General features: G+C 73.8%; 27 protein-coding genes. 15 read left to right on the top strand and 12 right to left on the bottom strand.

Translation table 11 applies throughout. The features are described 5' to 3' along the window. Positions 1–367 precede the first annotated feature (367 nt). Positions 368–748: a flagellar biosynthetic protein FliO gene (locus KB893_RS16635; protein WP_213173909.1), complete on the bottom strand. Its 381-nt coding sequence runs from the start codon at positions 746–748 to the stop codon at positions 368–370. Between the two features lie 93 nt (positions 749–841). Here KB893_RS16635 and KB893_RS18755 point away from each other — a divergent pair, with 93 nt between their 5' ends. Genes KB893_RS18755 through sctT form a run of 6 tightly spaced genes read left to right on the top strand, consistent with a single transcriptional unit; the run spans position 842 to position 5,373 of the window. After that, entirely contained in the window at positions 842–1,903 is a 1,062-nt protein-coding gene (locus KB893_RS18755) for a sensor histidine kinase (RefSeq protein ID WP_213173908.1), read from the top strand. A gap of 3 nt (positions 1,904–1,906) precedes the next feature. Further along, on the top strand, positions 1,907–2,494 hold the full coding sequence (locus KB893_RS16625; RefSeq protein WP_213173907.1) for a response regulator transcription factor: 588 nt from the start codon (positions 1,907–1,909) through the stop codon (positions 2,492–2,494). A gap of 4 nt (positions 2,495–2,498) precedes the next feature. Next, positions 2,499–3,572, top strand: a complete 1,074-nt coding sequence (gene sctQ / locus KB893_RS16620; protein ID WP_213173906.1) for a type III secretion system cytoplasmic ring protein SctQ — start codon at positions 2,499–2,501, stop codon at positions 3,570–3,572. Beyond that, positions 3,559–4,281: an EscR/YscR/HrcR family type III secretion system export apparatus protein gene (locus KB893_RS16615; protein WP_211928007.1), complete on the top strand. Its 723-nt coding sequence runs from the start codon at positions 3,559–3,561 to the stop codon at positions 4,279–4,281. The genes sctQ and KB893_RS16615 overlap by 14 nt, the downstream gene beginning before the upstream one ends. Before the next feature lie 30 nt (positions 4,282–4,311). After that, complete coding sequence (gene sctS, locus KB893_RS16610) at positions 4,312–4,578, top strand: type III secretion system export apparatus subunit SctS (protein ID WP_211928008.1); 267 nt, start codon at positions 4,312–4,314, stop codon at positions 4,576–4,578. 6 nt (positions 4,579–4,584) lie between these two features. Further along, complete coding sequence (sctT, locus tag KB893_RS16605) at positions 4,585–5,373, top strand: type III secretion system export apparatus subunit SctT (protein WP_213173905.1); 789 nt, start codon at positions 4,585–4,587, stop codon at positions 5,371–5,373. A 10-nt stretch (positions 5,374–5,383) separates the two neighbouring features. On the opposite strand, the gene sctU is transcribed toward sctT, so the two are convergent. Beyond that, positions 5,384–6,448: a type III secretion system export apparatus subunit SctU gene (gene sctU, locus KB893_RS16600; protein ID WP_213173904.1), complete on the bottom strand. Its 1,065-nt coding sequence runs from the start codon at positions 6,446–6,448 to the stop codon at positions 5,384–5,386. A gap of 184 nt (positions 6,449–6,632) precedes the next feature. On the opposite strand from sctU, the gene KB893_RS16595 reads away from it, so the two are divergent. From KB893_RS16595 to KB893_RS16585, 3 genes are all read left to right on the top strand, one after another. Then, a complete protein-coding gene (locus KB893_RS16595) occupies positions 6,633–6,947 on the top strand; it encodes a hypothetical protein (protein ID WP_211926443.1) in 315 nt (104 codons plus the stop codon). Between the two features lie 26 nt (positions 6,948–6,973). Beyond that, positions 6,974–7,651 carry a hypothetical protein gene (locus tag KB893_RS16590; protein WP_211926444.1) on the top strand — a complete coding sequence of 226 codons (678 nt, stop codon included), beginning with the start codon at positions 6,974–6,976 and terminating at the stop codon, positions 7,649–7,651. A gap of 118 nt (positions 7,652–7,769) precedes the next feature. Then, positions 7,770–9,146, top strand: a complete 1,377-nt coding sequence (locus KB893_RS16585; RefSeq protein WP_211926459.1) for an AMP-binding protein — start codon at positions 7,770–7,772, stop codon at positions 9,144–9,146. Positions 9,147–9,160: 14 nt separating this feature from the next. Here KB893_RS16585 and KB893_RS16580 read toward each other — a convergent pair whose 3' ends face one another. Beyond that, positions 9,161–9,829 (bottom strand): YdcF family protein, encoded by a 669-nt coding sequence (locus KB893_RS16580; RefSeq protein WP_211926445.1) that lies wholly within the window; start codon positions 9,827–9,829, stop codon positions 9,161–9,163. Positions 9,830–9,909: 80 nt separating this feature from the next. Between KB893_RS16580 and KB893_RS16575 the strand changes: the two genes are divergently transcribed. Genes KB893_RS16575 through KB893_RS16560 form a run of 4 tightly spaced genes read left to right on the top strand, consistent with a single transcriptional unit; the run spans position 9,910 to position 14,343 of the window. Continuing rightward, positions 9,910–11,100, top strand: a complete 1,191-nt coding sequence (locus KB893_RS16575) for a beta-ketoacyl-[acyl-carrier-protein] synthase family protein (protein WP_211926446.1) — start codon at positions 9,910–9,912, stop codon at positions 11,098–11,100. Further along, the gene (locus KB893_RS16570) at positions 11,097–11,888 is read left to right on the top strand and encodes a beta-ketoacyl synthase chain length factor (RefSeq protein ID WP_211926447.1); all 792 of its coding nucleotides are present in this window, start codon (positions 11,097–11,099) and stop codon (positions 11,886–11,888) included. The genes KB893_RS16575 and KB893_RS16570 overlap by 4 nt, the downstream gene beginning before the upstream one ends. After that, positions 11,885–12,679, top strand: a complete 795-nt coding sequence (locus tag KB893_RS16565) for a glycosyltransferase family 2 protein (protein WP_211926448.1) — start codon at positions 11,885–11,887, stop codon at positions 12,677–12,679. The genes KB893_RS16570 and KB893_RS16565 overlap by 4 nt, the downstream gene beginning before the upstream one ends. A 59-nt stretch (positions 12,680–12,738) precedes the next feature. Continuing rightward, entirely contained in the window at positions 12,739–14,343 is a 1,605-nt protein-coding gene (locus KB893_RS16560) for an NAD(P)/FAD-dependent oxidoreductase (RefSeq protein ID WP_211926449.1), read from the top strand. A 24-nt stretch (positions 14,344–14,367) separates the two neighbouring features. Here KB893_RS16560 and KB893_RS16555 read toward each other — a convergent pair whose 3' ends face one another. The 8 genes from KB893_RS16555 to KB893_RS16520 all read right to left on the bottom strand — a co-directional run bounded on the left by KB893_RS16555 (position 14,368) and on the right by KB893_RS16520 (position 20,616). Further along, positions 14,368–14,826, bottom strand: coding sequence for a hypothetical protein (locus KB893_RS16555; RefSeq protein WP_211926450.1), 459 nt, complete (start codon positions 14,824–14,826; stop codon positions 14,368–14,370). Positions 14,827–14,915: 89 nt separating this feature from the next. Further along, positions 14,916–15,656 (bottom strand): 3-oxoacyl-ACP reductase FabG, encoded by a 741-nt coding sequence (gene fabG, locus KB893_RS16550; protein WP_211926451.1) that lies wholly within the window; start codon positions 15,654–15,656, stop codon positions 14,916–14,918. Beyond that, complete coding sequence (locus KB893_RS16545; protein ID WP_211926452.1) at positions 15,653–16,108, bottom strand: hotdog family protein; 456 nt, start codon at positions 16,106–16,108, stop codon at positions 15,653–15,655. The genes fabG and KB893_RS16545 overlap by 4 nt, the downstream gene beginning before the upstream one ends. Continuing rightward, entirely contained in the window at positions 16,105–18,441 is a 2,337-nt protein-coding gene (locus tag KB893_RS16540; RefSeq protein WP_338026994.1) for an MMPL family transporter, read from the bottom strand. Before KB893_RS16540 ends, KB893_RS16545 begins: the two co-directional genes overlap by 4 nt. Continuing rightward, on the bottom strand, positions 18,438–19,082 hold the full coding sequence (locus tag KB893_RS16535) for a LolA-related protein (RefSeq protein ID WP_211926453.1): 645 nt from the start codon (positions 19,080–19,082) through the stop codon (positions 18,438–18,440). The genes KB893_RS16540 and KB893_RS16535 overlap by 4 nt, the downstream gene beginning before the upstream one ends. Next, positions 19,012–19,998 carry a lysophospholipid acyltransferase family protein gene (locus KB893_RS16530; protein WP_211926454.1) on the bottom strand — a complete coding sequence of 329 codons (987 nt, stop codon included), beginning with the start codon at positions 19,996–19,998 and terminating at the stop codon, positions 19,012–19,014. Before KB893_RS16530 ends, KB893_RS16535 begins: the two co-directional genes overlap by 71 nt. Continuing rightward, a complete protein-coding gene (locus tag KB893_RS16525; protein WP_211926455.1) occupies positions 19,995–20,288 on the bottom strand; it encodes an ApeI family dehydratase in 294 nt (97 codons plus the stop codon). The genes KB893_RS16530 and KB893_RS16525 overlap by 4 nt, the downstream gene beginning before the upstream one ends. Before the next feature lie 58 nt (positions 20,289–20,346). After that, on the bottom strand, positions 20,347–20,616 hold the full coding sequence (locus KB893_RS16520) for a phosphopantetheine-binding protein (RefSeq protein WP_211926456.1): 270 nt from the start codon (positions 20,614–20,616) through the stop codon (positions 20,347–20,349). Between the two features lie 111 nt (positions 20,617–20,727). Here KB893_RS16520 and KB893_RS16515 point away from each other — a divergent pair, with 111 nt between their 5' ends. Continuing rightward, positions 20,728–22,128: an NAD(P)/FAD-dependent oxidoreductase gene (locus tag KB893_RS16515; protein ID WP_211926457.1), complete on the top strand. Its 1,401-nt coding sequence runs from the start codon at positions 20,728–20,730 to the stop codon at positions 22,126–22,128. Then, the gene (locus tag KB893_RS16510; protein WP_213173903.1) at positions 22,125–23,117 is read left to right on the top strand and encodes a chorismate transformation FkbO/Hyg5 family protein; all 993 of its coding nucleotides are present in this window, start codon (positions 22,125–22,127) and stop codon (positions 23,115–23,117) included. The genes KB893_RS16515 and KB893_RS16510 overlap by 4 nt, the downstream gene beginning before the upstream one ends. A 192-nt stretch (positions 23,118–23,309) precedes the next feature. Here the strand turns inward: KB893_RS16510 and KB893_RS16505 are convergent. Beyond that, positions 23,310–24,446: FAD-dependent oxidoreductase (locus KB893_RS16505; protein WP_213173902.1), on the bottom strand; the 1,137-nt coding region annotated here is incomplete at its 5' end.

The following is a 24,446-nucleotide window of genomic DNA, read 5'->3' as shown; positions in this document are numbered from 1 at the left end:
GCGGACGCCGGTGCCGAAATCGCAGTGCGCGTGGTGAGGCGATACGCCGGAGCGCGGCGCGGACGATGGTCCGCGAGGCAGGAATCGATGCAGCGGAGATGACGCGTCTGGATGATGCCGAACATGCATGACCTCATGCGTGTGTTCGTGCATGCCGTAGTGCATGCACGTCGGACAACGATCCCCCTGAGCGATCGAGGCTAGCACTGGAACAAACCGTGTTGCCACTGCCTTCACAACGACGGAAGACGATGACGCCGCATCGATCTCGGTGAACGATGCCATCGCCTGATGAAGTCCATGGGTCGTCCTTCATGCAGCCTGCGCCCGCGCCGTTGCGTGGTCATGCAGGTGCGATCCGCGCGTGCTATTGCTCGTCGCCGGACGGGGGCGCAACAGCAAGATCGGCAGCATCGAGTTTTGTGATGAAGCTCACACGTTGCGCACTCACGCCCACCGCGATCGCACCGCCGCTGCGGGTGCCCAGCACGACGACGCGTTCGCGCGGGCCGACCGGGACGATCTGCAGGACCGACAGCGGCGTGTCGCGTCCGCTGACGCGGAAGCGGCGCCGCGCGACCAACAGGAACGCGACGAGGGCGGCGATGATCAGCGACAGCGGAAGCAGGATCGACACCAGCTCGCCGAGCAGCGAGGAGTCGTTCGTCGTCGACGCGGCGAGGCAGGCGAACGGTGCCGCGGCGAGGGCCGCGGCGGCGAGTGGGGACACGATGCGTGCGGAGGCCATGGCGATGCCGGGAAGTCCTGCGGTGGAAGGAGTGGCGCCGTCCCGTGGCGGGCGGCGCGGCGAGCTTACGCGTCCAGCGGCGGATCGCGGCGCGTGAGCGAGGCCCGGCGCCGGAAGGCGGCCGCGTCGCCGCTGGCTTCGCTGCTGGAGGCGATGCCGTTCGCGCAGGCGGCCTATGCGGCGGCGGACGGACGCCTCGTCGCCGCGAACGCGCGTTTCGAGGAGGCCTTCGGCGGGCTCGGTGGCCACGCCACGCGACAGGGCCTGCTCGACGCACTGGACGCGGCGCCGGGCGCGGAGGGCGAGGCGCGCGCGCCGCACACGCGGCGCTGGTACGCGCTGCACTGGGGCGAGGCGGAAGTGGCCGAGGGCCGCGTGCGCGTGCTCAGCGCCATCGACGTCAGCGAACGGCGCGAGGCGCTCGCGCTGCATCGCCGGCAGCAGGAGAAGCTGCTGTCGACGTCGCGGATGATGTCGGTGGGCGAGATGGCGGCGACGCTCGCGCACGAGCTCAACCAGCCGCTCGCGGCGATCGTCAACTACCTCAACGGCAGCCTGCGCCTGGTCGGCCAGGCCGGCGGCCCCGCGCAGGTCGAGCGTGCGCTGGTGGCCGCGCGCCTGCAGGCCGAGCACGCGAGCGCGGTGATCGCGCGGGTGCGTGAGTTCGTCCGTGCGCGCGAGCCGAAGCGCGATGCGCACACCGTCGCCGACATCGCCGGCAACGTCATCGAGCTGCTGCGCCTGGAGGCCGAGCGCCTGTCGCTGCGCATCGAGCTCGCGCTGGCGCCGGATCTTCCGGCGGTGTGGGCGGACCGGGTGATGATCGAACAGGTGCTGCTGAACCTGGTCAAGAACGCGATCGAGGCGATGCGCGAGGTCCCGGCCGGCGAGCGCGAGCTGCGGGTGCAGGCGCGCGTGGATCTCGACGGCGAGGTGGAGGTGCTGGTGCTCGACCGCGGCAGCGGATTCTCCGATGCCGAACGCGAACAGCTGTTCTCGCCGTTCTTCACCACCAAGAGCGACGGCCTCGGCATCGGCTTGTCGATCTGCCGCTCGATCATCGAGTATCACGAGGGTCGGCTGTTCTTCGAGGGGCGCGAAGGTGGCGGCAGCGTGTTCGGCTTCACCCTTCCCTCGGCAGCGAACCGGGCCTGATGCATGACCGACGCAAGGATCTTCCTGGTCGACGACAACGCCCCCTTCAGGGATTCCACCGCCTGGCTTCTGGAGACCGCGGGCTTCGCCGTCGAGGCCTTCGCCTCGGGCCGGGAGTTCCTCGCCGGTTACGCGTCCACGCGCCACGGCGCGCAGGACTGCCTAGTCAGCGACATCCGCATGCCGGAGATGAGCGGCCTGCAGCTGCAGGACGAACTGCGCCGCCGCGGCAGCACGCTGCCCGTCGTGTTCGTCACCGCGCACGGCGACGTGCCGCTGGCGGTGGAGGCGATGCGCAAGGGCGCGTCCAACTTCCTCGAGAAGCCGTTCGGCGACGAGGCACTGCTGCAGGCGGTGCGCACCGCGCTCGCCTCGGCGCGCGCCGGAGGCCAGTGCGCCAGGCTGGAGAAGCTCAGTCCGCGCGAGCGCCAGGTGCTCGACCTCGTGGTGGCGAGCAAGCCCAACAAGGTCATCGCCGACGTGCTCGGCATCAGCATCAAGACCGTCGAGCTGCACCGCGCCAACATGATGGGCAAGCTCGGCGTGCGCTCGCTGCCGGAACTCATGAAGGTGGCGCTCGGCCATGGATGAGGCGATGCATGCGTCGGGTCGCAGCGATGCGGACGTGCTGACCCTGGCCGCGGCGGTGGACCGCCTGCCGCGGCTGGCGCCGGCGCAGGCCGCGGCCCTGCGCGCGCTGTTCTCGGCGCCGCGCCGGCATGCGGCACGGGATGCCGACGGCGCGGGCACGCTGCAGTTCGGGCCGCCGCTCGGTCTTTCGGCCCCATGGGAAACGGTCGAGCTGCAGGCCGGGACGACCACGCTGCTGCTGCGCGTCCTGCGCGACGGGCATGCCGACGAGGTCGCGGGCAGGAGCTGGAGCGACTTCCGCGACCGCGACCGCCTGCTGGCCTGGTCGCTCGCGCACGCGGGCCTCGTCGAGCTGCTGTCGGGGGCGCTCGGCGCCGAGCTCCTGCCGGTCGCGATCGGGGCGGCCGAGGCCTTCGACGGCGCCGGCACATGGTTGGGCTTCGTCGCCGGAAGCGGGCCTGCGCGCGAGAGCTCGGGCCTCGTCCGCGTTCCCGATCCGTGGGTGGAGCGGCTCGCCGTGGATGCCGCGGCGCTGCCGATCGAGACGGCGCGCTGGCGCGCGCTGCCGGCGCCGGTGCGCCTGCAGCTGCGCGGCCCGGCGCTGGCGCCGGCGGACTGGTCGCGCCTGCGCCCGGGCGACGTGGTGGTGCTGGGCGACCGCGCTGCCGCGGTGCGCGAGGCGAGGGCGGTCCCGGCCTGCGGCGGACCGGAATGGGCGGTTGCACTGCTCGACAGCGGCTGGCGCGCGCTGCGCCACATCGACGACACGAGACGGGAGAGGACGATGGACGACAGCACGGCACCCGGTGCCGGATCGACGGCCGCCGGCGGCCAGGACGCGGCGCCGGCGGTGCCGGTGCAGCTCGGCTTCGATCTCGGCCAGGTCGAACTGACGCTCGCCGAGGTGGCGGGCCTGCAGCCGGGCTACGTGTTCGACCTGCCGGTGCACCTGGAGAACGCGCGGGTCGCGATCCGCGCCAACGGCCGTCGCGTGGCCGAGGGCGAACTGGTGGTCGTCGGCGAGACGCTGGGCGTGCGCCTGCTGCACTGGACCGGGCCGGCGCATGGACTTCGCTGACTTCTCGCCCGCGCTCATCCTGGTCACCGTCGTCAGCCTCGCGCTGGCGCCCTTCGTCGCGGTGATGGTGACCTCGTTCACCAAGATCGTGGTCGTGCTGAGCCTGCTGCGCAACGCGCTCGGCCTGCAGCAGGTGCCGCCGAACGTGGTGATCAACGGCCTGGCGATCGTGCTGTCGATCTATGTCATGTATCCGGTGGTGCTCGATACCTACGACGCGGTATCGGCGCGGACGGCGCAGCAGGCGGAAGGTGCGCCGCCTGCAGGCGCGCCGGGGCAGGACGAGGCGGCGGACGCCGGCGGTGGGGGCGAGATCGACCGCCTGCTCGACCTGGTCGACGCCGGCAAGGAGCCGCTGCGCGCCTTCCTCATCCGCCACTCGAACGACGCCGAGCGCGCCTTCTTCCTGCGCAGCGCCGAGCGGCTGCTGCCGCCGGAGCGGCGCGGCACGCTGACCGCGGACGACTTCATCGTGATCGTCCCGGCCTTCACCGTGAGCGAGCTCACCGCGGCCTTCCAGATCGGCTTCCTGATCTTCCTGCCGTTCCTGATCATCGACATGGTCGTGTCGAACATCCTGCTCGCGCTGGGCATGATGATGCTTTCGCCGACGACCGTGTCGCTGCCGTTCAAGCTGCTGCTGTTCGTGCTGGTGGACGGCTGGGCCAAGCTGGTGCACGGACTGGTGCTGACCTATGGCACGGGCTGAGCGACACGGCCGCGCGCGCGGGGGGCGGCCATGAACGAGGTCCTGGAGCTGACCCGCCACGCGCTGTGGCTGATCCTGCTGCTGTCGGCGCCGCCGATCGTGGCGGCCTCGGCGGTGGGCCTGATCGTCGCCTTCCTGCAGGCCGCCACCCAGCTGCAGGAGCAGACGTTCTCCTATACGGTCAAGTTCATCGCGATCGTGATCACCCTGTTCGTCACCGCCGCGCTGGTCGGCGGCACGCTCTACACCTTCACCGACCGGCTGTTCCTGGACTTCCCCAACCTCGTCGGGCGCTGACGGCGCATGGACTTCGACTCCGTCGCCGACATCCTGCTGGCGCTGGCGCTGACCACGCCGCGCATCATCGGCGCCTTCCTGATGCTGCCGCTGCTGACCCAGCAGACCGTGCCGGCGACGGTGCGCAACAGCTTCTTCGTCAGCCTCGCCATCGTCGTGCTGCCGATCGCCGTGGCGGCGGCGCCCGCGCAGGAGGTAGGCGTCGGCGGGCTCGCGGTGCTGCTGGTCAAGGAGATCTTCATCGGCATCGCCATCGGCTTCTGCTTCGGCATGGTGTTCTGGGCGATGGGCGCGGCCGGCAACGTGATCGACACCAAGGTCGGCGCCACGCTGGCGCAGATCTTCGACCCGATCCAGGGCCACCAGACCTCGCTCACCGGTGATTTCCTCTCGCAGTTCGCGGCATGGCTGTTCATGGCCAGCGGCGGCTTCCTGGTGTTCCTCGACATCCTCATGTCGAGCTACGCGCTGTGGCCGGTGACCTCGTTCATCCCCGACATCCGGCCGCAGGGCATCCACACCTTCGTCGGTCACTTCAGCTACTTCGCCACCGCCTTCCTGGTGATCGCGGCGCCGGCGCTGGTGCTGATGGCGCTGGTCGACCTCTCGCTCGGCCTGGTCAACCGCTACGCGCCCCAGCTCAACGTGTTCGCGCTGACGCTGCCGATCAAGGCCTGGATCTCGACCTGGATCATCCTGCTGATGCTGGGCGTGCTGGTGGAGTTCGTGCTCGACCGCATCGGCGTGGAGCGCGGCCTGCTGGACCTGCTCGACCGCACCTTCGGCAGCCGCTGAGGACGCGTCGTCATTCCGGCCCGCGGCGCACCGTCTCGGCCCACATCAGGACCTCGGCCACGGCCTCGAAGAACTCGGCGGTCACGTACTCGTCGAGCTCGACGCGCTCGTTGAGCCCGCGCGCCAACGGCACGTTCTCCATGATCGGCACGCCGGCCTCCTCGGCGGTGCGCTTGATCAGCTCGGCGGTCGCGTCCTCGCCCTTGGCCACCACCATCGGCAGCTCGGTGACGCCGTCCTCGTAGCGCAGGGCGACGGCGATGTGGGTCGGGTTGGTCACGACGACGCTCGATCCGCGGACGGCCTGCAGCATGTTCTGCTGGGACCATTCCTCGTGCAACTGGCGGCGCCGGCTCTTGACGTGCGGGTCGCCCTCGTTCTCCTTCACCTCCTGCTTGATGTCGCGCCGGCTCATGCGCAGCTGCTTGGTATAGGAGAACTTCTGGTAGGCGGCATCGAGCGCGGAGACGAAGAAGAACACGAACACCGTCCACACGCCGATGCGCACCAGGCCGTGCCAGATCGCCGCGCCCATGCTCGCCGGAGGCGCCTCGGGCAGCAGGATCAGGTCGTCGAGCATGCGCAGCAGCACGATCACGCCGATGCCGATCAGGGCCACGCTCTTGAAGATGGACTTCGCCAGCTCGACGAGGTTGTCCATCGAGAACATCTTCTTGATGCCGGCGACCGGATTGAGCTTGCCGACGTCGGGCTTGAGCTTCCTGAAGGCCAGCAGCGGGCCGACCTGCAGGAACTCGACCAGCAGGCCCAGCAGCACCGCCATCGCCAGCAGCGGCACGCTCAGCCAGATCAGGGTGTCGAAGGCGCTGAAGGCCAGGTCGCGCAACGCCTCTTCGAAGGGCCGGTTGATGAAGGCCAGGCTCTGCTCGAACAGGAACTGCAGCCTCGCGTTCATCATGTCCAGCATCAGCCAGGCCGCCACCAGCCAGGCGAGCACGAGCACCGTGCTGGTGAGCTCGCGGCTCTTGGCGACGTTGCCTTCCTTGCGCGCGTCCCGGATCTTCTTCTGGGTCGGCGGCTCGGTGCGGTCCGCGCCCTGGTCCTTGTCCGCCATCGCCGCGGTGCCGTCGCAGAGGTCGACGCGAGGCTAACATGCGCGTCCGGCGCCTGAACCGACGTGCGGACCCTAGGGCCGTCCCGAGGTGGGACCGCGCCCTGCCGGGGCGTAGATTGCGCAGCGTGCCCCGCCACCCGGCGGCGGCCGCGACTGCAGCCCCAGAGAGATTCCCGCACGCACCATGAGCATCACCGACCCCCGCCTCGACCGCGCCAGCCTGGATCCGTACGCCGGATCGCTCGGCCTGGATGCGCTGCAGCGCCGCGACGAGGCCGCGCTCCAGCAGGTCGCGGAGCTCGATGCGCTGCGCGGGACGGCCGCGCCCGCGGCGCCGGCGCGCGACGCCGGCGAGGACGCGCTCATGGCGCCGGCGTGGGACGCCGGCCAGCCGCGCACCTTCGCGGCGCAGGCCGGATTCGCGGCGGAACTGGCGGCACTGCCGCTGACCGACGCCGCCGACCGTGCCGTGGACGCCATCGTCCGCGCCCTCGCCTGAGCGCAGTGTCGGCCGTGGCCATCGCGATGACGCCTCCCCCGGCGCCGGCGGCGCTGCGCGAGTCCGCCGCGCGGCTGCTCGCGGCGCTGGCGGCGCACGACGACCGCGAGTACCGGCTCACCGTGCTCAAGCGCTTCGCCCGGCGGCTCGGCGAGGACGGCTATCCCCTGTTCCTGCGCATCCTCAACGTCGTCGCCGAGAGCGAGGACGCCGAAGCGCAGCGGCTGGTCGCCGAGACGTTCGCGACCGCGCTGCGGCGCATGGACCTGCCGGGCGGCGCACTCAGCTCCTGGGGCGCCACCCGCCTGCCGGAGAGCAAGGGCCCGCTGGCGGCCAGCGCCTTCTCCGGCGGTTTCTTCGGCGCGGCCCCGCGGCGCTCGCTGGGGCCGGTGGAATACCTCGCGGTCTGGCACCTGCAGCGCACCCAGCGACAGGAACTCAGCGCCGACGGCCTGCGCACGGCGCTGGGCCGGCTCGTCGGCCTGCTCAACAGGAGTGACGAGGTGCGCGTGCTGTATCCGCAGAAGCTCGCCGCCGACGCACGCGACGAGCTGGAGGGCGGCTTCACGCGGGTGACCCGCCAGCGGCTGGCGGCCATCGGCGCGGCCTGGAGCGCCGGCGCCACTCCGGCCGAGGTCGCGGCGGCCGCGCTCGAGGAACGGGCGGATCCCGACGCGCGGCAGTGGATCCTCCGCGACCTCTAGCACGCCGGCCGCGGCTGCGGCTTGTCCCCGCGTGCGGCTTTGGGCGAGTCTATGCGGCTTGGTCGGGCGGGCCGGCACGGGGTGCGGCGGCGCGTCCTGAGTTGCGAGGGGAATGCCGATGTCGGCAGTGGTCAACGCGGAAACCGGCGTCGTCGAGCGACTGCCGCTGCTGTGGGGAACGACGGACCGGGTGTTCGCGTTCGACGCCGGGCGGCGGGTCAGCGCCGGCGAGTTCCTGGCGCGGGTGCGCGCGGTCGCGGCGACGCTGCCGGAGGCGGGTCACGTCCTGAACCTGTGCGAGGAGCGTTACGCCTTCCTCGTCGGCCTGTGCGCGGCGCTGCTGCGCGGGCAGGTGAGCCTGCTGCCGTCGTCGCGCGCGCCCGAGGTGGTCGCCGACCTGCTCGCGCAGTACGGCGACGCCTACTGCCTCGGCGACGCCTGCACCCGGGCACCACCCCCGGGCACCCGCCTGCTCCGGGTCGACCTGGCGCAGCCCTGCGCGGAAGTCCCGGAGACGGCGATTCCGGAGCTTCCCGCCGACCGGGTGGTCCTGATCGGCTTCACCTCGGGCAGCACCGGCCAGCCGAAGGCGCATGCCAAGACCTGGGGCGCGCTGCGGCGCAGCGATCGCGGCAATGCGGCGCTGCTCGCGGCGCACCTGCCCACCGGCGCGCTGGCGGAGATCGTGGCGACGGTGCCGTCGCAGCACATGTACGGCATCGAGACCTCGGTGCTGCTGCCCCTGCTCGGGCCGTTCGCGATCCACACCGGGCGGCCGTTCTTCCCCGCCGACGTCGCCGCCGCGCTCGAGCATTGCCGCGGGCCGCGGGTGCTGGTGTCGACCCCGGTGCACCTGCGCAACCTGCTCGCCGGCGGCGTGCCGCTGCGCGGGCTGCAGGCCGTCGTCTCGGCCACCGCGCCGCTGTCGCGGGAGCTGGCCGCCGCGGTCGAGGCGGCCTGGGGGGCACCGGTGCTGGAGGTGTTCGGCTCCACCGAGACCTGCGTGTTCGCCCACCGCCGCACCGCCGTCGAAGCGGACTGGACCCTGCGCGCCGGCGTGGACCTGCATCCGCAGCCGGACGGAAGCGTGGTCGACGCCCCCTGGCTGGCGGCGCCGACCGCGCTGCAGGACATCGTCGAGCTCCTGCCCGACCGCCGCTTCCGCCTGCACGGGCGCAGCGCCGACCTGCTGGAGATCGCCGGCAAGCGCGCCTCGCTCGGCGAACTCACCCGGCGCCTGCTGGCGATCCCGGGGGTGGTCGACGGCATCGTGTTCCAGCGCGAGCACTGCGACGTGCGCGGGGTGCGGCCGATCGTGGCGCTCGCGGTCGCGCCGGGGCTGGCGCCCGCCCAGATCCTGGAGCGGCTGCGTCAGGTCGTGGATCCGGTGTTCCTGCCGCGGCCGCTGCGCTGCGTCGACGCGCTGCCGCGCAACGAGACCGGCAAGCTGCCGCGCGCGGCGCTGGCGGCGGCGCTGGAGCGCGCCGCGGACTAGCCGCGGCGCGGGCCTCAGGTCACCCGCGCGAGCATGCGGCGGTGCCCGATCAGGCGCGCCCAGGCGCTGCCGACCTCGAACCAGCAGAGGTAGCCGGCTTCGCCCGCCAGGCGGCGCCAGCTCCGCCAGCCGCGGGCCATCTCGGCCGTCGCGGCGACGGGATCGCCGTGCACGCCCAGGGATCGCGCGAACGCGGCGCAGCGTGCGAGGTGGTAACGGCTCGACACCAGGGCCACGCGCGCCCGTGCCAGGCCCTGGGCGGCGAGCAGGGCGCGGGCGTTGCGCAGGTTCTGCAGGGTGTCGAGCGAGGCCGCCTCGAGCAGCACCGGGACATCGGCCGGCAGCCCCATCAGCGCCAGCGCCTCGCGCGCCGCCTCGGCCTCGTTGGCGCCGGGCGCGCCACCGCCCATGAGCATCAGGATGCGGCCGGGGCGGGCGGTCGCCAGCACGTGCGCGCGCTCCAGGCGCGCACGGAAGTCGGCGTCGGGCAGGCCGTCGACCAGGCGCTTGCCGAACACCAGCACCACCTCGTGCTCGACGTCGGTCGGTGCGAGGCGGGCGGTGCGCCAGGTGCGCCAGAGGAAGGCGAGGTAGAGCCCGCCGAGGGTCAGCACCGCGACGAGCGCGGAGACCAGCGCCGAATGCAGGATGTCGCGGTGCAGGTGGGGATCGGCGGCGGGCATCGCGACAGTTTCGACGCTTGCGCCGGAAAAGCGCAACGCGCGTCCCTATACTGCGCGGCCGTGCTCAAGCCGAGGCCGACGTGTCCGCCACGACGCCTTTCGCCATCGCCGCCCACACCGCCACCTGCGCCACCGGCAGCGGCCGCGCCGCCCTGCGCGCGGCGCTGCGCGACGGGCGCAGCGGCCTGCGCCGCAACGACTTCCCGCATACCGCCCTGGCGACCTGGATCGGCCGCGTCGACGGCGTCGAGGACGTGGCCCTGCCCGCGCCGCTGGCCGGATGGGACTGCCGCAACAATCGCCTGGCCTGGCTCGGCCTGCAGCAGGACGGCTTCCTCGACGCGGTCGCGGCGGCACGGGCGCGCCTGGGCGCGGCGCGGGTGGCGACGGTGGTGGGCACCTCGACCTCGAGCATCGGCGCCACCGAAGAGGCCTACCGGCGGCTCGACGCCGAGGCCCGCTTCCCCGACGAGCTGGCGCGCCCGATCGTGCACACGCCGCATTCGCTGGGCGATTTCGTGCAGCGGGCGCTGGCGCTCGAGGGACCGGCGGTGACGGTCGCCACCGCCTGCTCGTCCAGCGCCAAGGTCTTCGCCCAGGCAGCGCGCCTGCTCGATGCGGGATTCGCCGACGCGGCCGTGGTCGGCGGCGTCGACACCCTCTGCGGCAGCGTGCTGTACGGCTTCAATGCGCTGGAACTGGTGGCGGCCGAACCCTGCCGGCCGTTCGACGCCGCACGCCGCGGCCTGTCGCTGGGCGAGGCCGCCGGCTTCGCCCTGCTGGTGCGCGGCGACGTGGCGCCCGACGCGCCGCGGCTGCTGGGCTACGGCGAATCCAGCGACGCCCACCACATGTCGGCGCCGCATCCGGACGGCCTCGGTGCGCGCCTGGCGATGCAGGCGGCCCTCGACCGCGCCGGCCTCGCCGCGGGCGACATCGACTACCTCAACCTGCACGGGACCGCGACCCCGGCCAACGACCGGGTCGAGGCCGCGGTGGTGGCCGCGCTGTTCCCGGACACGCTGCACGCCAGTTCGACCAAGGGCTGGACCGGGCACACCCTCGGCGCCGCCGGCATCCTCGAGGCGGTGGTCGCGCTCGGCGCGATCGAACACGGCGAGCTGCCGGGAACGCTCGGGCTGGAGACGCCGGATCCGGTGTGCGGGCCGCAGATCCGGCGCGAGCCGGCCGCGCGCCCGGTGCGTCATGCGATGAGCACCTCGTTCGGGTTCGGCGGCAACAACTGCGCCCTGGTGTTCGGTCGCGCATGAGCAGGGTCAGGCTGTACGTCGAAGGGATCGGTTTCTGGGGCGACGGGCTGCCGGGCTGGGACGCCGCGCGCGCCTTCCTCGACCATGGCGGCACGGTGGCCGACGCGCCGCGGCGCCCGGCACCGGCCATGCTCGCGCCCAACGAACGCCGGCGTGCGCCGGACACCGTCGCCGTCGCCCTGCACGTGGCGCAGGCCGCCTGCGCCATGGCCGGGCGCGATCCGGCGACGCTGGCGAGCGTGTTCGCCAGCACCCATGGCGAGGTGGCGATCACCGATCACCTGTGCGCCGCGCTGGCCTCGGATCCGCTCGGCGTGTCGCCGATCCGCTTCCACAATTCGGTGCACAACGCCGCCGCCGGCTATTGGACCATCGGCGCCGGCTGCACCGCGCCGACGACCGCCCTGTCGGCGCACGCGGCGACTTTCGCCCAGGCGCTGCTGGAAGCGGCGGGCCAGGCACGTTCCGGCGGGGCGCCGGTGCTGCTGGTGGCCTACGACGCGCCCGGCAGCGGGCCGCTGCTGCAGATGACGCGCAGCACCGGCCTGCTCGGCGCGGCCCTGGTATTGGCGCCGGAGCGGCCGGCGGCGGCGCACGCCGTGATCGACCTCGTGCTCGCCAACGGCGCGGCGCCCACGCCCGGCGGCGCGCTCGCCGCGCGCTACGCGCACAACGCGATGGCGCCGATGCTGCCCCTGCTCGAGGCGCTGGCCGGTGGCGGACGCGTGGTGCTCGCGAGCGGCCCGGTGCAGGGCCTGGACATCGAAACCGGAGGCTGGCGCGCATGAACGCAACGACGCCGCGGGTGGCGGTGCTGATCCCCGCGCTCAACGAGGAGCTCGCCATCGCAGCGGTGCTCGACAGCGTGCTCGCGCTGGGGCTGCCGGTGATCGTGGTCGACGACGGCTCCGACGACCGCACCCCGCGGATCGTGGCCGAGCGGCCCGTAACCCTGATCCGCCACGCCAGCCGCCAGGGCAAGGGCGAGGCGCTGCGCGACGGTTTCCGCGAGGCGCTGGCGCAGGGCTTCGACGGCGTGGTGACGATGGACGGCGACGGCCAGCACGTCGCTTCCGACGTGCCGCGCCTGCTCGCCGCGGCGGCCGCGCACCCGCACCACATCGTGCTCGGCGCGCGCCTGGTCAACCGCCACCGCCAGCCCGGCTACCGGCGCGCCGCCAACGACTTCGCCGACTGGGGCATCGGCTGGGCCTGCGGCCAGCGCCTGCTCGACACCCAGAGCGGCCAGCGCTACTACCCGCGCGCGGTGCTGGAGCTCGCCGACCTGCCGAGCGAAGGTTTCGTGTTCGAAAGCGACATCCTCATCGAGGCGAGCTGGCGTGCCGGCGTGCGCGTGGCCGCGGTGCCGATCGAGTCGCGCTACCAGGGCGACTTCCGCAAGAGCCATTTCCGCTCGCTGCCGGACTTCCTGCGCATCGCCGGCCACGTGATCGCCAAGATCGTCCGCGCCGGCTTCCTGTGGTCGAACTTCCGCCGCTCCCGGCGCGAGCCGGCGCTGCTGGTCGAGGTGCCCGAGGACCGGTCGCGGCTTGACCCCGGCGCGCCCGCCCGGGCATAACCGTGCTCCCCCCGGCGCGGCAGCGATCGCGCAGCCGATCTTCCTGTCGGAGTGCCTGCATGCGCGATGCGGACGAGTGCGATGTCGCGATCCTCGGTGGCGGCCTCGCCGGGCTGACCCTCGCGATCCAGCTGAAGCGGCGCTTCGAGGCCATCGACGTGCGCGTCGTCGAGCGGCGCCGCCACCCGGTCGCCGAGGCCGCGTTCAAGGTCGGCGAGTCGACGGTGGAGATCGGCGCCCACTACCTCGCCGAGACGCTCGGCCTGCGCGCCCATCTCGATGCCGAGCACCTGCGCAAGTTCGGCTTCCGCTTCTTCTTCTCCGACCGCTGCGAGGTGCTGGACGCCTGCACCGAGCTGGGCGTCGACGACTATCTCGCGATGCCGTCCTGGCAGATCGATCGCGGCCGTCTGGAGAACTTCCTCGGCGAGCACGCGCGCGCCCTCGGCGTGGCGTTCGAGGACGGGGCGAGCGTACGCGGCTTCGAGCTCTCGGAGACGGACGCGCCGCACCGCATCGCGTGGCGGCGCGAGGGCACCGACCAGGCGCTGCACGCACGCTGGCTGGTCGACGCCAGCGGTCGCGCCGGGCTGGTGCGCCGCCAGCGTGGGCTGGACGTGCCGAACGCGCATCGGGCCAATGCGGCCTGGTTCCGCGTCGACGGCTGGATCGGCGTGGACGAGTGGTGCGCCGACGGCGACTGGCGCGGACGCTGCAGCCAGGCGCACCGCTGGCGGTCCACCAACCACCTGGTCGGCCCCGGCTACTGGGTGTGGATGATCCCGCTGAGTTCGGGCGCGCACTCCATCGGCATCGTCGCCGATGCCGGGATGCATCCGCTGGAGTCGATGAACAGCCTGGACAAGGCGCTGGACTGGCTCGGCGTGCACCAGCCGCGCATCGCCCGCGCGCTGGAGCCGGTGCGCGGACGGGTACGGGATTTCCTGTTCCTGCGCGACTACTCCTACGGCTGCAGCCAGGTCTTCTCCGGCGCGCGCTGGGCCCTCACCGGCGAGGCCGGCCTGTTCCTGGACCCGTTCTATTCGCCCGGGACCGATTTCATCGCGATCGCCAACACCTACATCTGCGACCTCGTCGCCCGCGATCGCGAGGGCGAGGACATCGCGCCCTGGGCCGCGCTCTGGCAGCAGATGTACTTCTCGTTCTACGAGAGCATGCTCGCGCTCTACCAGGACCAGTACCCGCTGTTCGGCAACCCGCGGGTGATGCCGGCGAAGGTGATCTGGGACTACACCTACTACTGGGGCGTGCTCTGCCCGCTGGTGCTGGGCGGACGCCTGACCGAACTGTCCACGCTCTCGCGGCTGCGTCCGGTGCTGGCCCGGGCGCGGGAGCTCAACGCGGCGATGCAGGCGACCCTGCGCGCCTGGCACGAGAGCGACACCGCGGGCGCCGGGGACGGCGCGCCGATCATGCTCAACCAGGCGCGTCTGGACTGGTTCGTGGCGCTCAACCGGCGCATGGCCGAGGCGGTCGACGCGGCCACCTTCGTTGCGCGGATCGACCAGAACCTCGCCACGCTGGAACGGCTGGCGGACGAGATCAGGGCCGAAGCCGGACTCGGGCCGGCGCCGCGGGCCGGCGCGCCGGCGCTGCTGCCGCCGGCCTGGTACGGCCGCGGGAGCGCGACCGCCGCGGCCTGAGCACGGCCGCGCCTCGCCGCTGCGTCAGTCCAGCGGCGGCATCGGCGGCGGGCTCTGGTCGGCCGCCGCCGCGGCGCCCGGAGGCACCCACACCGCCACGCCGTAGCCGTAGCGCTTGGACGGGCTGCCGCCGATGCCCAGGCCGATGCCGCCGTGGCCGCCGAAGCTGAAGCCGCTCACGCCGACGCGGCTGCCGCCGGATTCGCTGCCGCTGCCCTGGAACAGCACGCCGTTGGCGCCGAGCGAGGCGGCCTCACGGCGCAGTTTGTCGATCACCGCGTCGTTGCGGCCCTGCGCGGTGAAGGCGCTGCTGCTGGTCTCCAGCAGGGCGATCTCCTCGTACTCGCTGGGAGCCTGGAAGTAGACGCGGACCTGGCCCGGGTCGATCGGCGCGCGCGGCTGGCCGACCAGGGTGTGGGAGGTGGAGCAGGCCGCGAGCAGGGCGACGAGCGCGGCGGCGGCGAGAAGGCGAAGGCGGGTCATGGCCGTCTCCGGATGCGGGGATGGGCGATGGTAGGCACGCGCGGCGTGGGAGCCGGGTGAGGCGTCGGGCGGCACGGCGCGTGGCGGGTTCACCCCATGCCGCCGTTGACGCCGATGACCTGGCCGGTGACGTAGCCGGCCTCGTCCGAGCACAGGAAACGCACCACGGCCGCGACCTCCTCCGGCCGGCCCATGCGTCCGGCCGGGACCAGCGCCCTGACCTGCTCGGGCGGGAAGCCCTCGGCGGTCATGCGTCCGGCGATGACGCCGGGCGCGACCACGTTGACGGTGATGCCGCGGCTGGCCATCTCCCGCGCCAGCGAGCGCGAGGCGCCGTGCAGGCCGGCCTTGGCCGCGGCGTAGTTGGTCTGGCCGCGGTTGCCGAGCACCGCCGCGACCGAGGAGACGCTCACGATCCGCCCGAAGCGCGCGCGCGCCATCGGCAGCAGCAGCGGCTGGGTCACGTTGAAGAAGCCGTTGAGGGAGACGTCGATGACCCGGTTCCACTGCGCGGCGCTCATGCCGGCCATCGGCGCATCGTCGTGGATGCCGGCGTTGTTGACCACGATCGGCAGCGGCGCCTCCGCGAGCAGGGCTTCGAGCGCTGCGGTACAGGCCTCGCCGTCGGTGACGTCGAAGCCCACCGCGCGCGCATCGGCGCCGGTCCCGCGCAGCTCCGCGGCCAGGGCCTCGGCCTGCGCCGGATTGCGGTTGGCGTGCACGACCACGGGATGGCCCGCGGCGGCCAGCGCGCGGCAGATCGCCGCGCCGAGGTCGCCGCTGCCGCCGGTCACCAGGGCGCGCCGCGGCGCCGCTCCGTCTGCCTTCATCGATCTCCTCCGTCGTCGTGCCCGGCGGCGAGCATCACCGCGACCCGGCCGCTCGCCAGCAGGTCGTGGCCCTGCCGCACCTCGAATGCGTACTGCCAGCCGCCGTCGCCGGCGACCAGGCGCTCGGCGTCCACCACGAGCTCGCCGGCGGCGGGATCGACCCAGCCGACATGGAGCTCGACCCCGCGCAGCGCGACCAGCATGCCCGGCCGTGGCGGCCCGCCGCCCTCGTGCGCAAGCAGTCCGCCGTGCACGGCGGTGGCCTGGGCGCCGTACTCGCACAGGTGCACCGCGCGCAGGCGGCTGTCGGCCGCGCGCAGCGGGTCGTCGTCGCGCGCCGGCGCACGGCTGGTGCAGCGGATCCGCTGCGCATCCCAGTGCGCCACGCGGTCGAGCAGGCACATCGCGCCCTGGTGCGGGACGAGGCCGAGCAGGGTCTCGCGTTCGATCATCGCGGGGCCGCCTCGCGGGGGGCGGGCGCGCGCGCCAGCAGCAGGGCGAGCGCGAAGTTGAAGACCACCGCCAGGCCGACGGTGGTGCCGATCGCGCGCAGCACCGGGATGCCGGACAGCCCGAGCAGGGCGAACACGAGCAGGGTCGACAGGCTGCAGACCAGGATCGCGTGGAAGGTGCGCACCTGGTCGCCGCGGTCGCCGCCGGCGTGCTCGAAGAACAGCGCGTAGTCGAGGCCGAGGCCGGCGCCGAGGATCAGCGCCACGATGTGGAACAGGTTGAAGGCCACGCCGGCCGCGTGCAGCAGGGCGACCACCGCCAGCATCGACAGCAGCACCGGCGCAAGCACGCGCAGCATGCGTCGCGGGCGGCGCAGGGCGATGGCCACCGTCGCCACCAGCAGCAGGATCGAGACGCCCAGCGCGGCCAGTACGCGCTCGCGGTAGGCCACGACCAGCGACTCCGACGCCGACTTCAGGTCCAGCAGCCGCACGTCGTCGCCGGCAGCCGCGGCGAAGGCGGCGAGCGCGTCCGCGTCGCGTACGCCGCTGAGCGTGACCAGGCCGACGGAGGCGCCGTCGTGGCGCAGCAGCAGGTTCTCGACCGTCACCGCCAGCGGCGTGTCCTCGACCGTGGCCGGGGTCAGCGGCGGCGCCTGCCGCGCGGCCTGCACGTCGTCGACGAAGCCCGCGAACGCGTCGGCGCGGAACGGCAGGCCCGCGCCCGCCTCGGCGAGCGCGGTCTCGAGCGCGTCGCGATCCGGCAGCCGCGCCCGGCGCGCGCGCTGGGTCGCGGTGCTGGGCAGGTAGTCGGCGGCGAGGTCGTAGGCGTCGACGGCGCCGGTGGCGGCCAGCGCATCGAGCTCCGCGCGCAGCGCTTCCTCGCGGACCAGCACGGCCTCGGCGTCGGCGCCCGCGACCACCAGCATCCAGCGCACGTCCGGCGCGCCGAGCTCGCCGCGCAGCGCCGCATCGCGGGCGAGCAGGTCGGCCGGCACCGGGGTCAGCGCGGCCAGGTTGTTCTCCCACCACGGCCGCGGCGACAGCAGGATCACGCCCAGCGCCGCCAGCCCGAGGGCAGGTGCGAGCCAGCGCGGCCGCGGCAGCGCGGCGAGCCGGTCCCACGCCCGCCCCAGCAGCGCCGAATCGCCGACGTCGCGCCGCGCTTCGCCCAGCAGCGGCGGCAGCAGGTAGCGCGTGCACAGCGCGGCGGTGAGCAGGCCCGCGATGGTGAACAGGCCGAGCTGCCTGAGCCCGTCGACGCCGGAGACGAAGAAGGCGAGATAGGCCAGGCAGGTCGAGACCACGCCGGTCAGCAGCGTCGGCCACAGCCGGCGCACGTCCTGGCGGGCGGAGACGCCGGGGCGGCGGTGGCTGAACAGGTGGACCGGATAGTCCTGGGCCACGCCGATCAGGGTGAAGCCGAAGGCGAGGGTGATGCCGTGGATGCCGCCGAACACCAGGCTCACCGCGGCCAGCCCCACCAGCGCCGCGCTCGCCAGCGGCAGCGCGCCGAGCAGCGGGATCCGCCACGCGCGGTAGGCCACCAGCAGCAGGACGATCATGCCGAGCGTGGCGACGCCGCCCAGGGTGCCCGCCTCGCCGGCGGTGCGCCCGCGCATCAGCACCGAGAACGCGCCCGGCCCGCTCACCGTCATGCGTGCGTCGCCGTCGCCGCGGGCGTCGTCGAAGGCGCGCCGCAGGGCGTCGAGCGTCGCCTGCTGCGCGTCCGGGTCGAAGCCCGCCGCGCGCGTCTGCGCCAGGAGCAGGGCCTGGCGCCCGGCGGCGTCGAACCACACGCCGTCGATCCGCTGCGGCTGCTGCGAGGGCTGCCAGGCCTCGGCCAGCGCCAGCGTCTCCAGCGTCGGATCGCGCGCGATGAGGTCCTCGACCATCCCGCCCGCGGGGGAGGCGAGGTCCTCCAGCCGTTCGCCCAGCGCCGCGCGCAGCACCGCGGCATCCAGCGGCGTCGCGTCGAACGAGGAGGTCAGCAGGTAGCGGTAGGGCAGCAGGCGCGGCGGGATCGCCTCCTGGTCGAACTCGCCGTTGGCGACCGCCTCGAATGCGTCGGACTCCTGCAGCGCCGCGCGCATGGCGTGCGAGATCCGCGCGAGCGCGGCGGGCTCGGCGTCCGCCAGCGCCACCAGCAGCAGGCGCGCACCGGGGCCGTCGCCGAGTTCGTCGATCAGCAGGCGCTGCTCGCCGGTGACCGGCGTCGGCATGAACAGGCGCAGGTCGCCGCTGACCTCCAGCCGCGTGCCGACGAGCATGCCGAGCACGGCCAGCAGGACCAGCCAGGCGGCCGCCAGCGCGAGGCGGCGGGCGGCGCTCACGGCGCGCCGCGGCACAGCCGCGTCAGCGCCTCGCCGTCGTCGACACCGGCGGCCGCGGCGGCGGCCGCGCCGAGCAGCATCATGCTGCCGCCCTCGCCGCGCTGCTCGAGCTCCAGGCACAGCGGCGCATCGCCTTCGCCGTGCAGCGCGACCCAGGCCACGTGCTCGGCCAGCGCCGGCTCGCGCGGGGTCAGGGTCAGCAGCCAGCGGCCCTCGAGGCGGCCGTCGACGCGGGCGTCGTAGTAGCGCTCGAGCAGGCTGCCGTCGCCGCCGACGATGGCGCGGAAGCTGGCGAGCAGCCCGGCCAGCTGCGGCGCGCGGTCGAGCGCGAAGCGGCGCGTGCCGCGACCCTCGCGCTCGATCTCCACCCGTTCGCCGCGGATCGTGGTGCGCTCCGGCGACGGCGTCCGCACCGCGCGTACGAGGGTGTCCGCGTCGGGGTGTTCGAGCGTGCCGGTCGCGCGCACCGGCGTGTCGAGCAGCGCCGAGGCGCGGATCTCGACGAAGTCCAGGCGGCTCGGCGCCGGCCGCGCCAGCTGCGCGAGCAGGGCGTCGACCCGGGCGCCGGCCTCAGGCGCGGCGTGCGCCGAGCGCGGCGGCGTCAGCAGCGCCGGCATCGACAGCAGGATCGCGATCAGCATGCGCGGGCGCAGGGTCATCATCGGTTCGCCAGAAGTCGTAGAAGTTGAACCAGTTGTACGGCGCCAGGCGCACGTAGTGCTCGAGCCGCGCGGCGTAGCGCGCGAGCACCGCCTCGAGCGTGGCGGCGCGCTCGCGGCGCGGGATCGTCAGCGCGTCGGCGAAGTGCTCGAAGTGCAGGTCGTAGCGGTTGCCGCCACGGAACAGGCCGAAGCACAGCACCACCGGGATCCCCAGCGTCGCCGCGATCAGCGCCGGCGCCACCGGGAACGGCGCGGGCGTGCCGAGGAAGGGCACCTGCAGCGCCTTTTCGCCCGGCCGTGCGCGGTCGGCGAGCAGACCGATCAGCGCGCCCTCGGCGGCGGCCTCGCCGATCGCCAGCACGATCGCGGTGCCGGGCTGGCCGGCGTCGATGACGGTGCGGGCGATGCCGGGGTTGAGGCTGTCCAGCAGGCAGGTCAGCGCCGGGCTCTGGCCGCGGTCGAGCACCACCCGCACGCGCACGTCCGGCCGCGACTGCGACAGCGCGCGCAGCGCCTCGAAGCTGCCGTGGTGCGAACCGAACAGCAGCACGCCGCGGCCGCGGTCCATGCACGCGTGCAGGGCGTCGAGGCCGTGCACGCGGATGTCGAGCGCCTCGTCGCGGCCGCTGAGCAGGAACACGCGATCGAGGATGGTGGCGGCGAAGGTATGGATGTGGCGGGCGACGTGCCACAGCGACGCCGGGCGTCCGAGCACCCGCGTCAGGTAGGCGCGCGAGGCGCGGCGCTCGGGACCGCGCACGAGCAGGAAGTACAGGGTGATCGGGCGCAGCAGCAGGCGCGCGATCCGGCGCCCGCCGTGGAGGCCGATGCCGCGGATCAGCCACAGCGCGAAGCGGCCGCCGCCTTCCGGGCGCTGGCTCCAGTGCGCGCTCACGCTCCCGCCTCCCAGGCGAGCTCGCCCTGCGCGATCGGCGTCGCCCCGCGCAGCACGCGGAAGCGGAGGCGGCCGGCCGCGCGCGGCTCGAGGCAGATCGTCGCCGCCTCGTCCGGCAGCAGCGGTGCGAGGAACTTCACCTGCGGCAGGCGCAACGCGCCCGGCAGGAGTCCCGCATGCGCTTCGGCGGCCTCGATCACGCGCTCGAGGACGAGCACGCCCGGCACCACCGGGCGGCCGGGGAAATGCCCCGGCAGCGCCGCATGATCCGCGGCGATCCGGAACGGCACGGGAGCGGGGTGGTCCACGTCTGCGGCAGGTCGCGGGCGGGGCGGGAGCCCGTCGGCGTCAGGTGGTGCGGTTGGCTTCGACGTGCGCCGAGAGCGTGCGCAGGCTGGCGAAGATGCGCCGGTTCTCGTCGCTGTCGGAACGCAGCTGGAAGCCGTAGCGCTTGGAGATCGCGAGCGCCAGTTCGAGCGCGTCGATGGAGTCCAGCCCCAGCCCCTCGCCGAACAGCGGCGCCTCGGGGTCGATCTCGGCGGGCGCCACGTCCTCGAGGTTGAGGGCCTCGACCAGGACGGTCGCGAGTTCGGATTCGGCAGGGGTTTGCGTGCTCATGGGCAGTCGGCTCGGTGACGACGGCGGCGCCTGGGGCAGCGGCCGGAAAGCCGCGGAGTGTATCATCAAGGGTCGATACGAAGCCGCGGCGCAACGCCCTTACCACGCCTCATGCCAGCCGAATCCGCGTCGTTCGACGCCCTGCGCGACCTTGCGCCCGAGGCCCCCGCCGCAGCGCACGCCGTCCCGCCCACGGCCACGGCGCCGGCGACACCCGATGTCCTGGTGATCGGTGGCGGCCCCGCGGGCTCGACCGTCGCCACCCTGCTGGCGCGGCGCGGGCATGCGGTGACGCTGCTGGAGAAGGCGCGCCATCCGCGTTTCCACATCGGCGAGTCGCTGCTGCCGATGAACGTGCCGATCCTCGAGCGCCTCGGCGTGCTCGACGAGGTGCGGGCGATCGCCACGCACAAGCGCGGGGCCGACTTCCCCGTCGACGACACGCGCTACAACACCTTCCGCTTCGAGCGCGCGCTCGGCCCCAAGGCCGATTACGCGTTCCAGGTGCCGCGCGCCGAGTTCGACCGCGTGCTGTTCGACAGCGCCCGCCGCGCCGGCGTCGACGCCCGCGAGGGCGTGCGCGTGGTGCAGGTGGAGGAGGCCTCCGCCGGCCTCGTCGTGGAGGCCGTCGACGATGCCGGCCGCAGCCTGCGCTTCGCACCCGCGCACCTGGTCGACGCCAGCGGCCGCGATGCCTTCCTCGGCGGCCGCTTCGGGCTCAGGCGCAAGGATCCGCGGCACCAGTCGGCGGCGGTGTTCAGCCACTTCCGCGGCGTCGCGCGGCGGCCGGGCGAGGACGCCGGCAACATCACCGTGCAGCGCTTCGAGCACGGCTGGATGTGGCTGATCCCGCTGCCGGACGACGTCATGAGCATCGGCGCGGTGTGCGGCCCCGAATGGCTGAAGACGCGCCGCGGCGACCTGGCCGGCTTCCTCGAGGCGACGCTCGCCGCGGTGCCGGCGGTGGCCGCGCGCATGCAGGGCGCCGAGCGCGTGGCGCCGGTGCACGCCACCGGCAACTACTCCTATGCCTGCACGCGCATGACCGGTCGCGACTGGACGCTGGTCGGCGATGCCTTCGCCTTCCTCGATCCGATCTTCTCCTCCGGCGTGTTCCTGGCGATGCACAGCGCCGAGCGTGCGGTCGCGGTGGTCGAGGCCGCGCTGCGTGCGCCGCGCAGCGCGCCGCGCCTGCGCCGCCGCTTCGAGCGCGACTACCGGCGCGGGCTGCGCGAGTTCTCCTGGTTCATCACCCGCTTCACCTCGCCGACCATGCGCCAGCTGTTCCGCAGCCCGCGCAACGTCTGGCAGGTCGAGCAGGCGGTGATCTCGATGCTGGCCGGGGACGTATTCGACAGTCCCGCGGTGACCCGGCGGCTGCGCGTGTTCCGGATGATCTACCGCCTGACCGCGCTCGGCCAGACGCGCGAGGCGCTGGCAGCGTGGCGCGCGCGCAGGCGGCAGGCGCGCGCCGGCTTCGGCGACGAGACGCTGCAGCGGGACGCAGGATGAACGCCGCGCCCCTGCACGCAGCGCCCGCGCTGCGCATCGACTACGTCGCTGCCGCGCCCGAGGCGCTCCTGGCGCAGGCGGACGTGCTGGCGGTGTTCGGGTTCGGCGCGACACCGGCCGCGGCGCCGGCGGATCCACGCTGGCTGCATGTCGCGCTGCCCGCGATCGGCGGGCCGGCGCCGTGCGAGGTCTGGCGCAGTAGCGGCCGGGTGCGGGTCGAGACGGCGGCCGGGTTGCGCTTCGCGCACGACGGGCGCCATGCCTTCGCCGCCATCGAGGTGGTCGAGGGCGCGGCAGGCGGCATCGAGGCGGCGTCCGAAGCCGCCTATGCGCGGCTGATGGCCTTCCTCGGCACGAGCGGCTTCGCGCATCCGCTGCGGATCTGGAACTACCTCGATGCGATCACCGAGGGCGAGGGCGACGCCGAACGCTACCGGCAGTTCTGCGTCGGCCGCGCGCGCGGCCTGGGCGAGGTACCGGGACAGTTCGCGGCGGCCACCGCCATCGGCCGGCAGCGCGCGGCGACCGCCGACAGCGTGCTGCAGGTCTACGTCCTCGCCGCGCGCGAGCCGGGCCTGGCCCTGGAGAACCCGCGCCAGGTCAGCGCCTACCGCTATCCGCGGCAGTACGGGCCGCAGCCGCCGAGCTTCGCCCGCGCCATGCTGGCGCCCGGCGTGCCGCTGATGTTCTCCGGCACCGCGAGCGTGGTCGGGCACGCCACCGCGCACGTCGGCGACGTGCTGGCGCAGACGCGCGAGACCCTGGTCAACCTGCAGAGCCTGGTGGACGCGGGCCGCACCGCCGACGCCGCGCGCGCCGAGCGCCTGCAGGCGCGCGCCATCCTCAAGGTCTACGTCCGCGAGCCGGCGCAGGCCGCCGCGATCGAGGCCCTGCTGCGCGAGCGCCTGCCCGACGCCCCCCTGCTGCTGTTCGCGGCCGACATCTGCCGCAGCGACCTGCTGCTGGAGATCGACGGCTTCGGCAGCTGAGGCCGTGCGCGGTGCCGCGCTCCGACGCTCCGGATGAGTGGGGGAGCTTCGGCCGCGACCGGTGCGTGCGCTCAGCAGGATCTTGTGGGAGGGGCTTCAGCTCCGGCGCATGCACAGCCGGGGCGAGTCGGGAGGCGGATCGCGGCTGAAGCCGCTCCTGCAGGGTGCAGACATTGCCGGTCCCAGCTGGGCTCAGGCGAGCCAGCCCGGGCGGTCGGCGAAGATGCGCCGGTGCGCGGCGAGGATGCGCGCGGAGACCGCGGGATCCGGGGTCACGTCCCAGTTGCCGCGTTCGTGGCTGCCGCCCAGCAGGATCCCGTCGCTGCGCGGGAACATGTAGCCGCCCATGCCGATCTCGCAGTAGTCGATCTCCGGCTGCGGCGCCAGCACCACGAGCTGGCCCTTGACCGGCTGCATCGTGGTGTCGCCGAACAGCGCCCGCGCGCCGAGCCCGGTGCAGTTCATCGCCAGGCGCTCGGGCAGGGCCTGCAGCTGTGCGAGGTCGCGGAACTCGCGCCGCTCGATGCGGCCGCCGGCGCCGCGGAAGGCGTCGATCATCGCCGCCAGGTAGACGTTGGGCTCGATCAGCATGGTCTGCAGCTCGAAGCAGGTGCGGTCGCCGAACGGGTGCTCGCCGGGGGCGTGGCGCCGCGCCATGAACAGCTCCGGCGTCGTCGCCCAGTCCCAGCCGAGGTCGAACTCGCTCCCGCGGGAGAACATGTACAGCGGCTTCCAGCTCACCCCGTAGCTGGCGCCGGGCAGGAGCTGGAAATCCAGGTGCGCCATCCGCGCGGCGCGGGCGAGTTCGGCGGCGAAGGCCGGCGTGCGGTATTCCGGGTCGACCAGGTCGGACGCGCCCCACTGCGCGCCGGCGATGTTGGAGGTCGTGTACGGCGGCAGCTCGCGCGCGTAGATGGTGACGGCGAAGCCGTGGTCCTGCAGCAGGCGCGCGGTGGCGAGGCCGACGGCGCCGCAGCCGATCACCGCCGCGGTCCGCTCGGGCTGCGCCAGCGCGTGTGCGAGGGCCAGCCGCGCGGTGCCCCAGGACAGGGTGACCCCGCAGCCGCCGTGGCCGTAGTCGTGGATCACCAGCGTGTCGCCGATGCGTTCGGCCTCGACCCGGAACCCGGCCGCGCGATGCGGGCGCAGGCCGGCGACCTGGCGGATCACCCGCGCCGCGTCGATGTCGGGCCGCGCCAGGCGCAGGCGCGGCAGGCGGCCGTCATGCTGAGGCTGGGGCCCGCGCGTCGCGCAGGCGGGCAGCGCGGTGGCGAGCGCGGCGCCCACCGCGCCGGCCAGGAAGCGGCGCCGGTCGGGGCGGGCGGGAGG

This window comes from Coralloluteibacterium stylophorae, from assembly GCF_018122625.2.
GTDB lineage: Bacteria > Pseudomonadota > Gammaproteobacteria > Xanthomonadales > Xanthomonadaceae > Coralloluteibacterium > Coralloluteibacterium stylophorae.
This window is presented reverse-complemented; position numbering and strand designations above follow the sequence as displayed.

Excerpts from the sequence above, each read along its gene's own strand:
- KB893_RS16635 (WP_213173909.1), bottom strand. The coding sequence starts at position 748 with ATGGCCTCCGCACGCATCGTGTCCCCACTCGCCGCCGCGGCCCTCGCC.
- KB893_RS16625 (WP_213173907.1), top strand. The coding sequence starts at position 1,907 with ATGACCGACGCAAGGATCTTCCTGGTCGACGACAACGCCCCCTTCAGG.
- sctQ (WP_213173906.1), top strand. The coding sequence starts at position 2,499 with ATGCATGCGTCGGGTCGCAGCGATGCGGACGTGCTGACCCTGGCCGCG.
- KB893_RS16615 (WP_211928007.1), top strand. The coding sequence starts at position 3,559 with ATGGACTTCGCTGACTTCTCGCCCGCGCTCATCCTGGTCACCGTCGTC.
- sctS (WP_211928008.1), top strand. The coding sequence starts at position 4,312 with ATGAACGAGGTCCTGGAGCTGACCCGCCACGCGCTGTGGCTGATCCTG.
- sctT (WP_213173905.1), top strand. The coding sequence starts at position 4,585 with ATGGACTTCGACTCCGTCGCCGACATCCTGCTGGCGCTGGCGCTGACC.
- sctU (WP_213173904.1), bottom strand. The coding sequence starts at position 6,448 with ATGGCGGACAAGGACCAGGGCGCGGACCGCACCGAGCCGCCGACCCAG.
- KB893_RS16595 (WP_211926443.1), top strand. The coding sequence starts at position 6,633 with ATGAGCATCACCGACCCCCGCCTCGACCGCGCCAGCCTGGATCCGTAC.
- KB893_RS16590 (WP_211926444.1), top strand. The coding sequence starts at position 6,974 with ATGACGCCTCCCCCGGCGCCGGCGGCGCTGCGCGAGTCCGCCGCGCGG.
- KB893_RS16585 (WP_211926459.1), top strand. The coding sequence starts at position 7,770 with ATGTCGGCAGTGGTCAACGCGGAAACCGGCGTCGTCGAGCGACTGCCG.
- KB893_RS16580 (WP_211926445.1), bottom strand. The coding sequence starts at position 9,829 with ATGCCCGCCGCCGATCCCCACCTGCACCGCGACATCCTGCATTCGGCG.
- KB893_RS16570 (WP_211926447.1), top strand. The coding sequence starts at position 11,097 with ATGAGCAGGGTCAGGCTGTACGTCGAAGGGATCGGTTTCTGGGGCGAC.
- KB893_RS16565 (WP_211926448.1), top strand. The coding sequence starts at position 11,885 with ATGAACGCAACGACGCCGCGGGTGGCGGTGCTGATCCCCGCGCTCAAC.
- KB893_RS16560 (WP_211926449.1), top strand. The coding sequence starts at position 12,739 with ATGCGCGATGCGGACGAGTGCGATGTCGCGATCCTCGGTGGCGGCCTC.
- KB893_RS16555 (WP_211926450.1), bottom strand. The coding sequence starts at position 14,826 with ATGACCCGCCTTCGCCTTCTCGCCGCCGCCGCGCTCGTCGCCCTGCTC.
- fabG (WP_211926451.1), bottom strand. The coding sequence starts at position 15,656 with ATGAAGGCAGACGGAGCGGCGCCGCGGCGCGCCCTGGTGACCGGCGGC.
- KB893_RS16545 (WP_211926452.1), bottom strand. The coding sequence starts at position 16,108 with ATGATCGAACGCGAGACCCTGCTCGGCCTCGTCCCGCACCAGGGCGCG.
- KB893_RS16535 (WP_211926453.1), bottom strand. The coding sequence starts at position 19,082 with ATGCTGATCGCGATCCTGCTGTCGATGCCGGCGCTGCTGACGCCGCCG.
- KB893_RS16520 (WP_211926456.1), bottom strand. The coding sequence starts at position 20,616 with ATGAGCACGCAAACCCCTGCCGAATCCGAACTCGCGACCGTCCTGGTC.
- KB893_RS16515 (WP_211926457.1), top strand. The coding sequence starts at position 20,728 with ATGCCAGCCGAATCCGCGTCGTTCGACGCCCTGCGCGACCTTGCGCCC.
- KB893_RS16510 (WP_213173903.1), top strand. The coding sequence starts at position 22,125 with ATGAACGCCGCGCCCCTGCACGCAGCGCCCGCGCTGCGCATCGACTAC.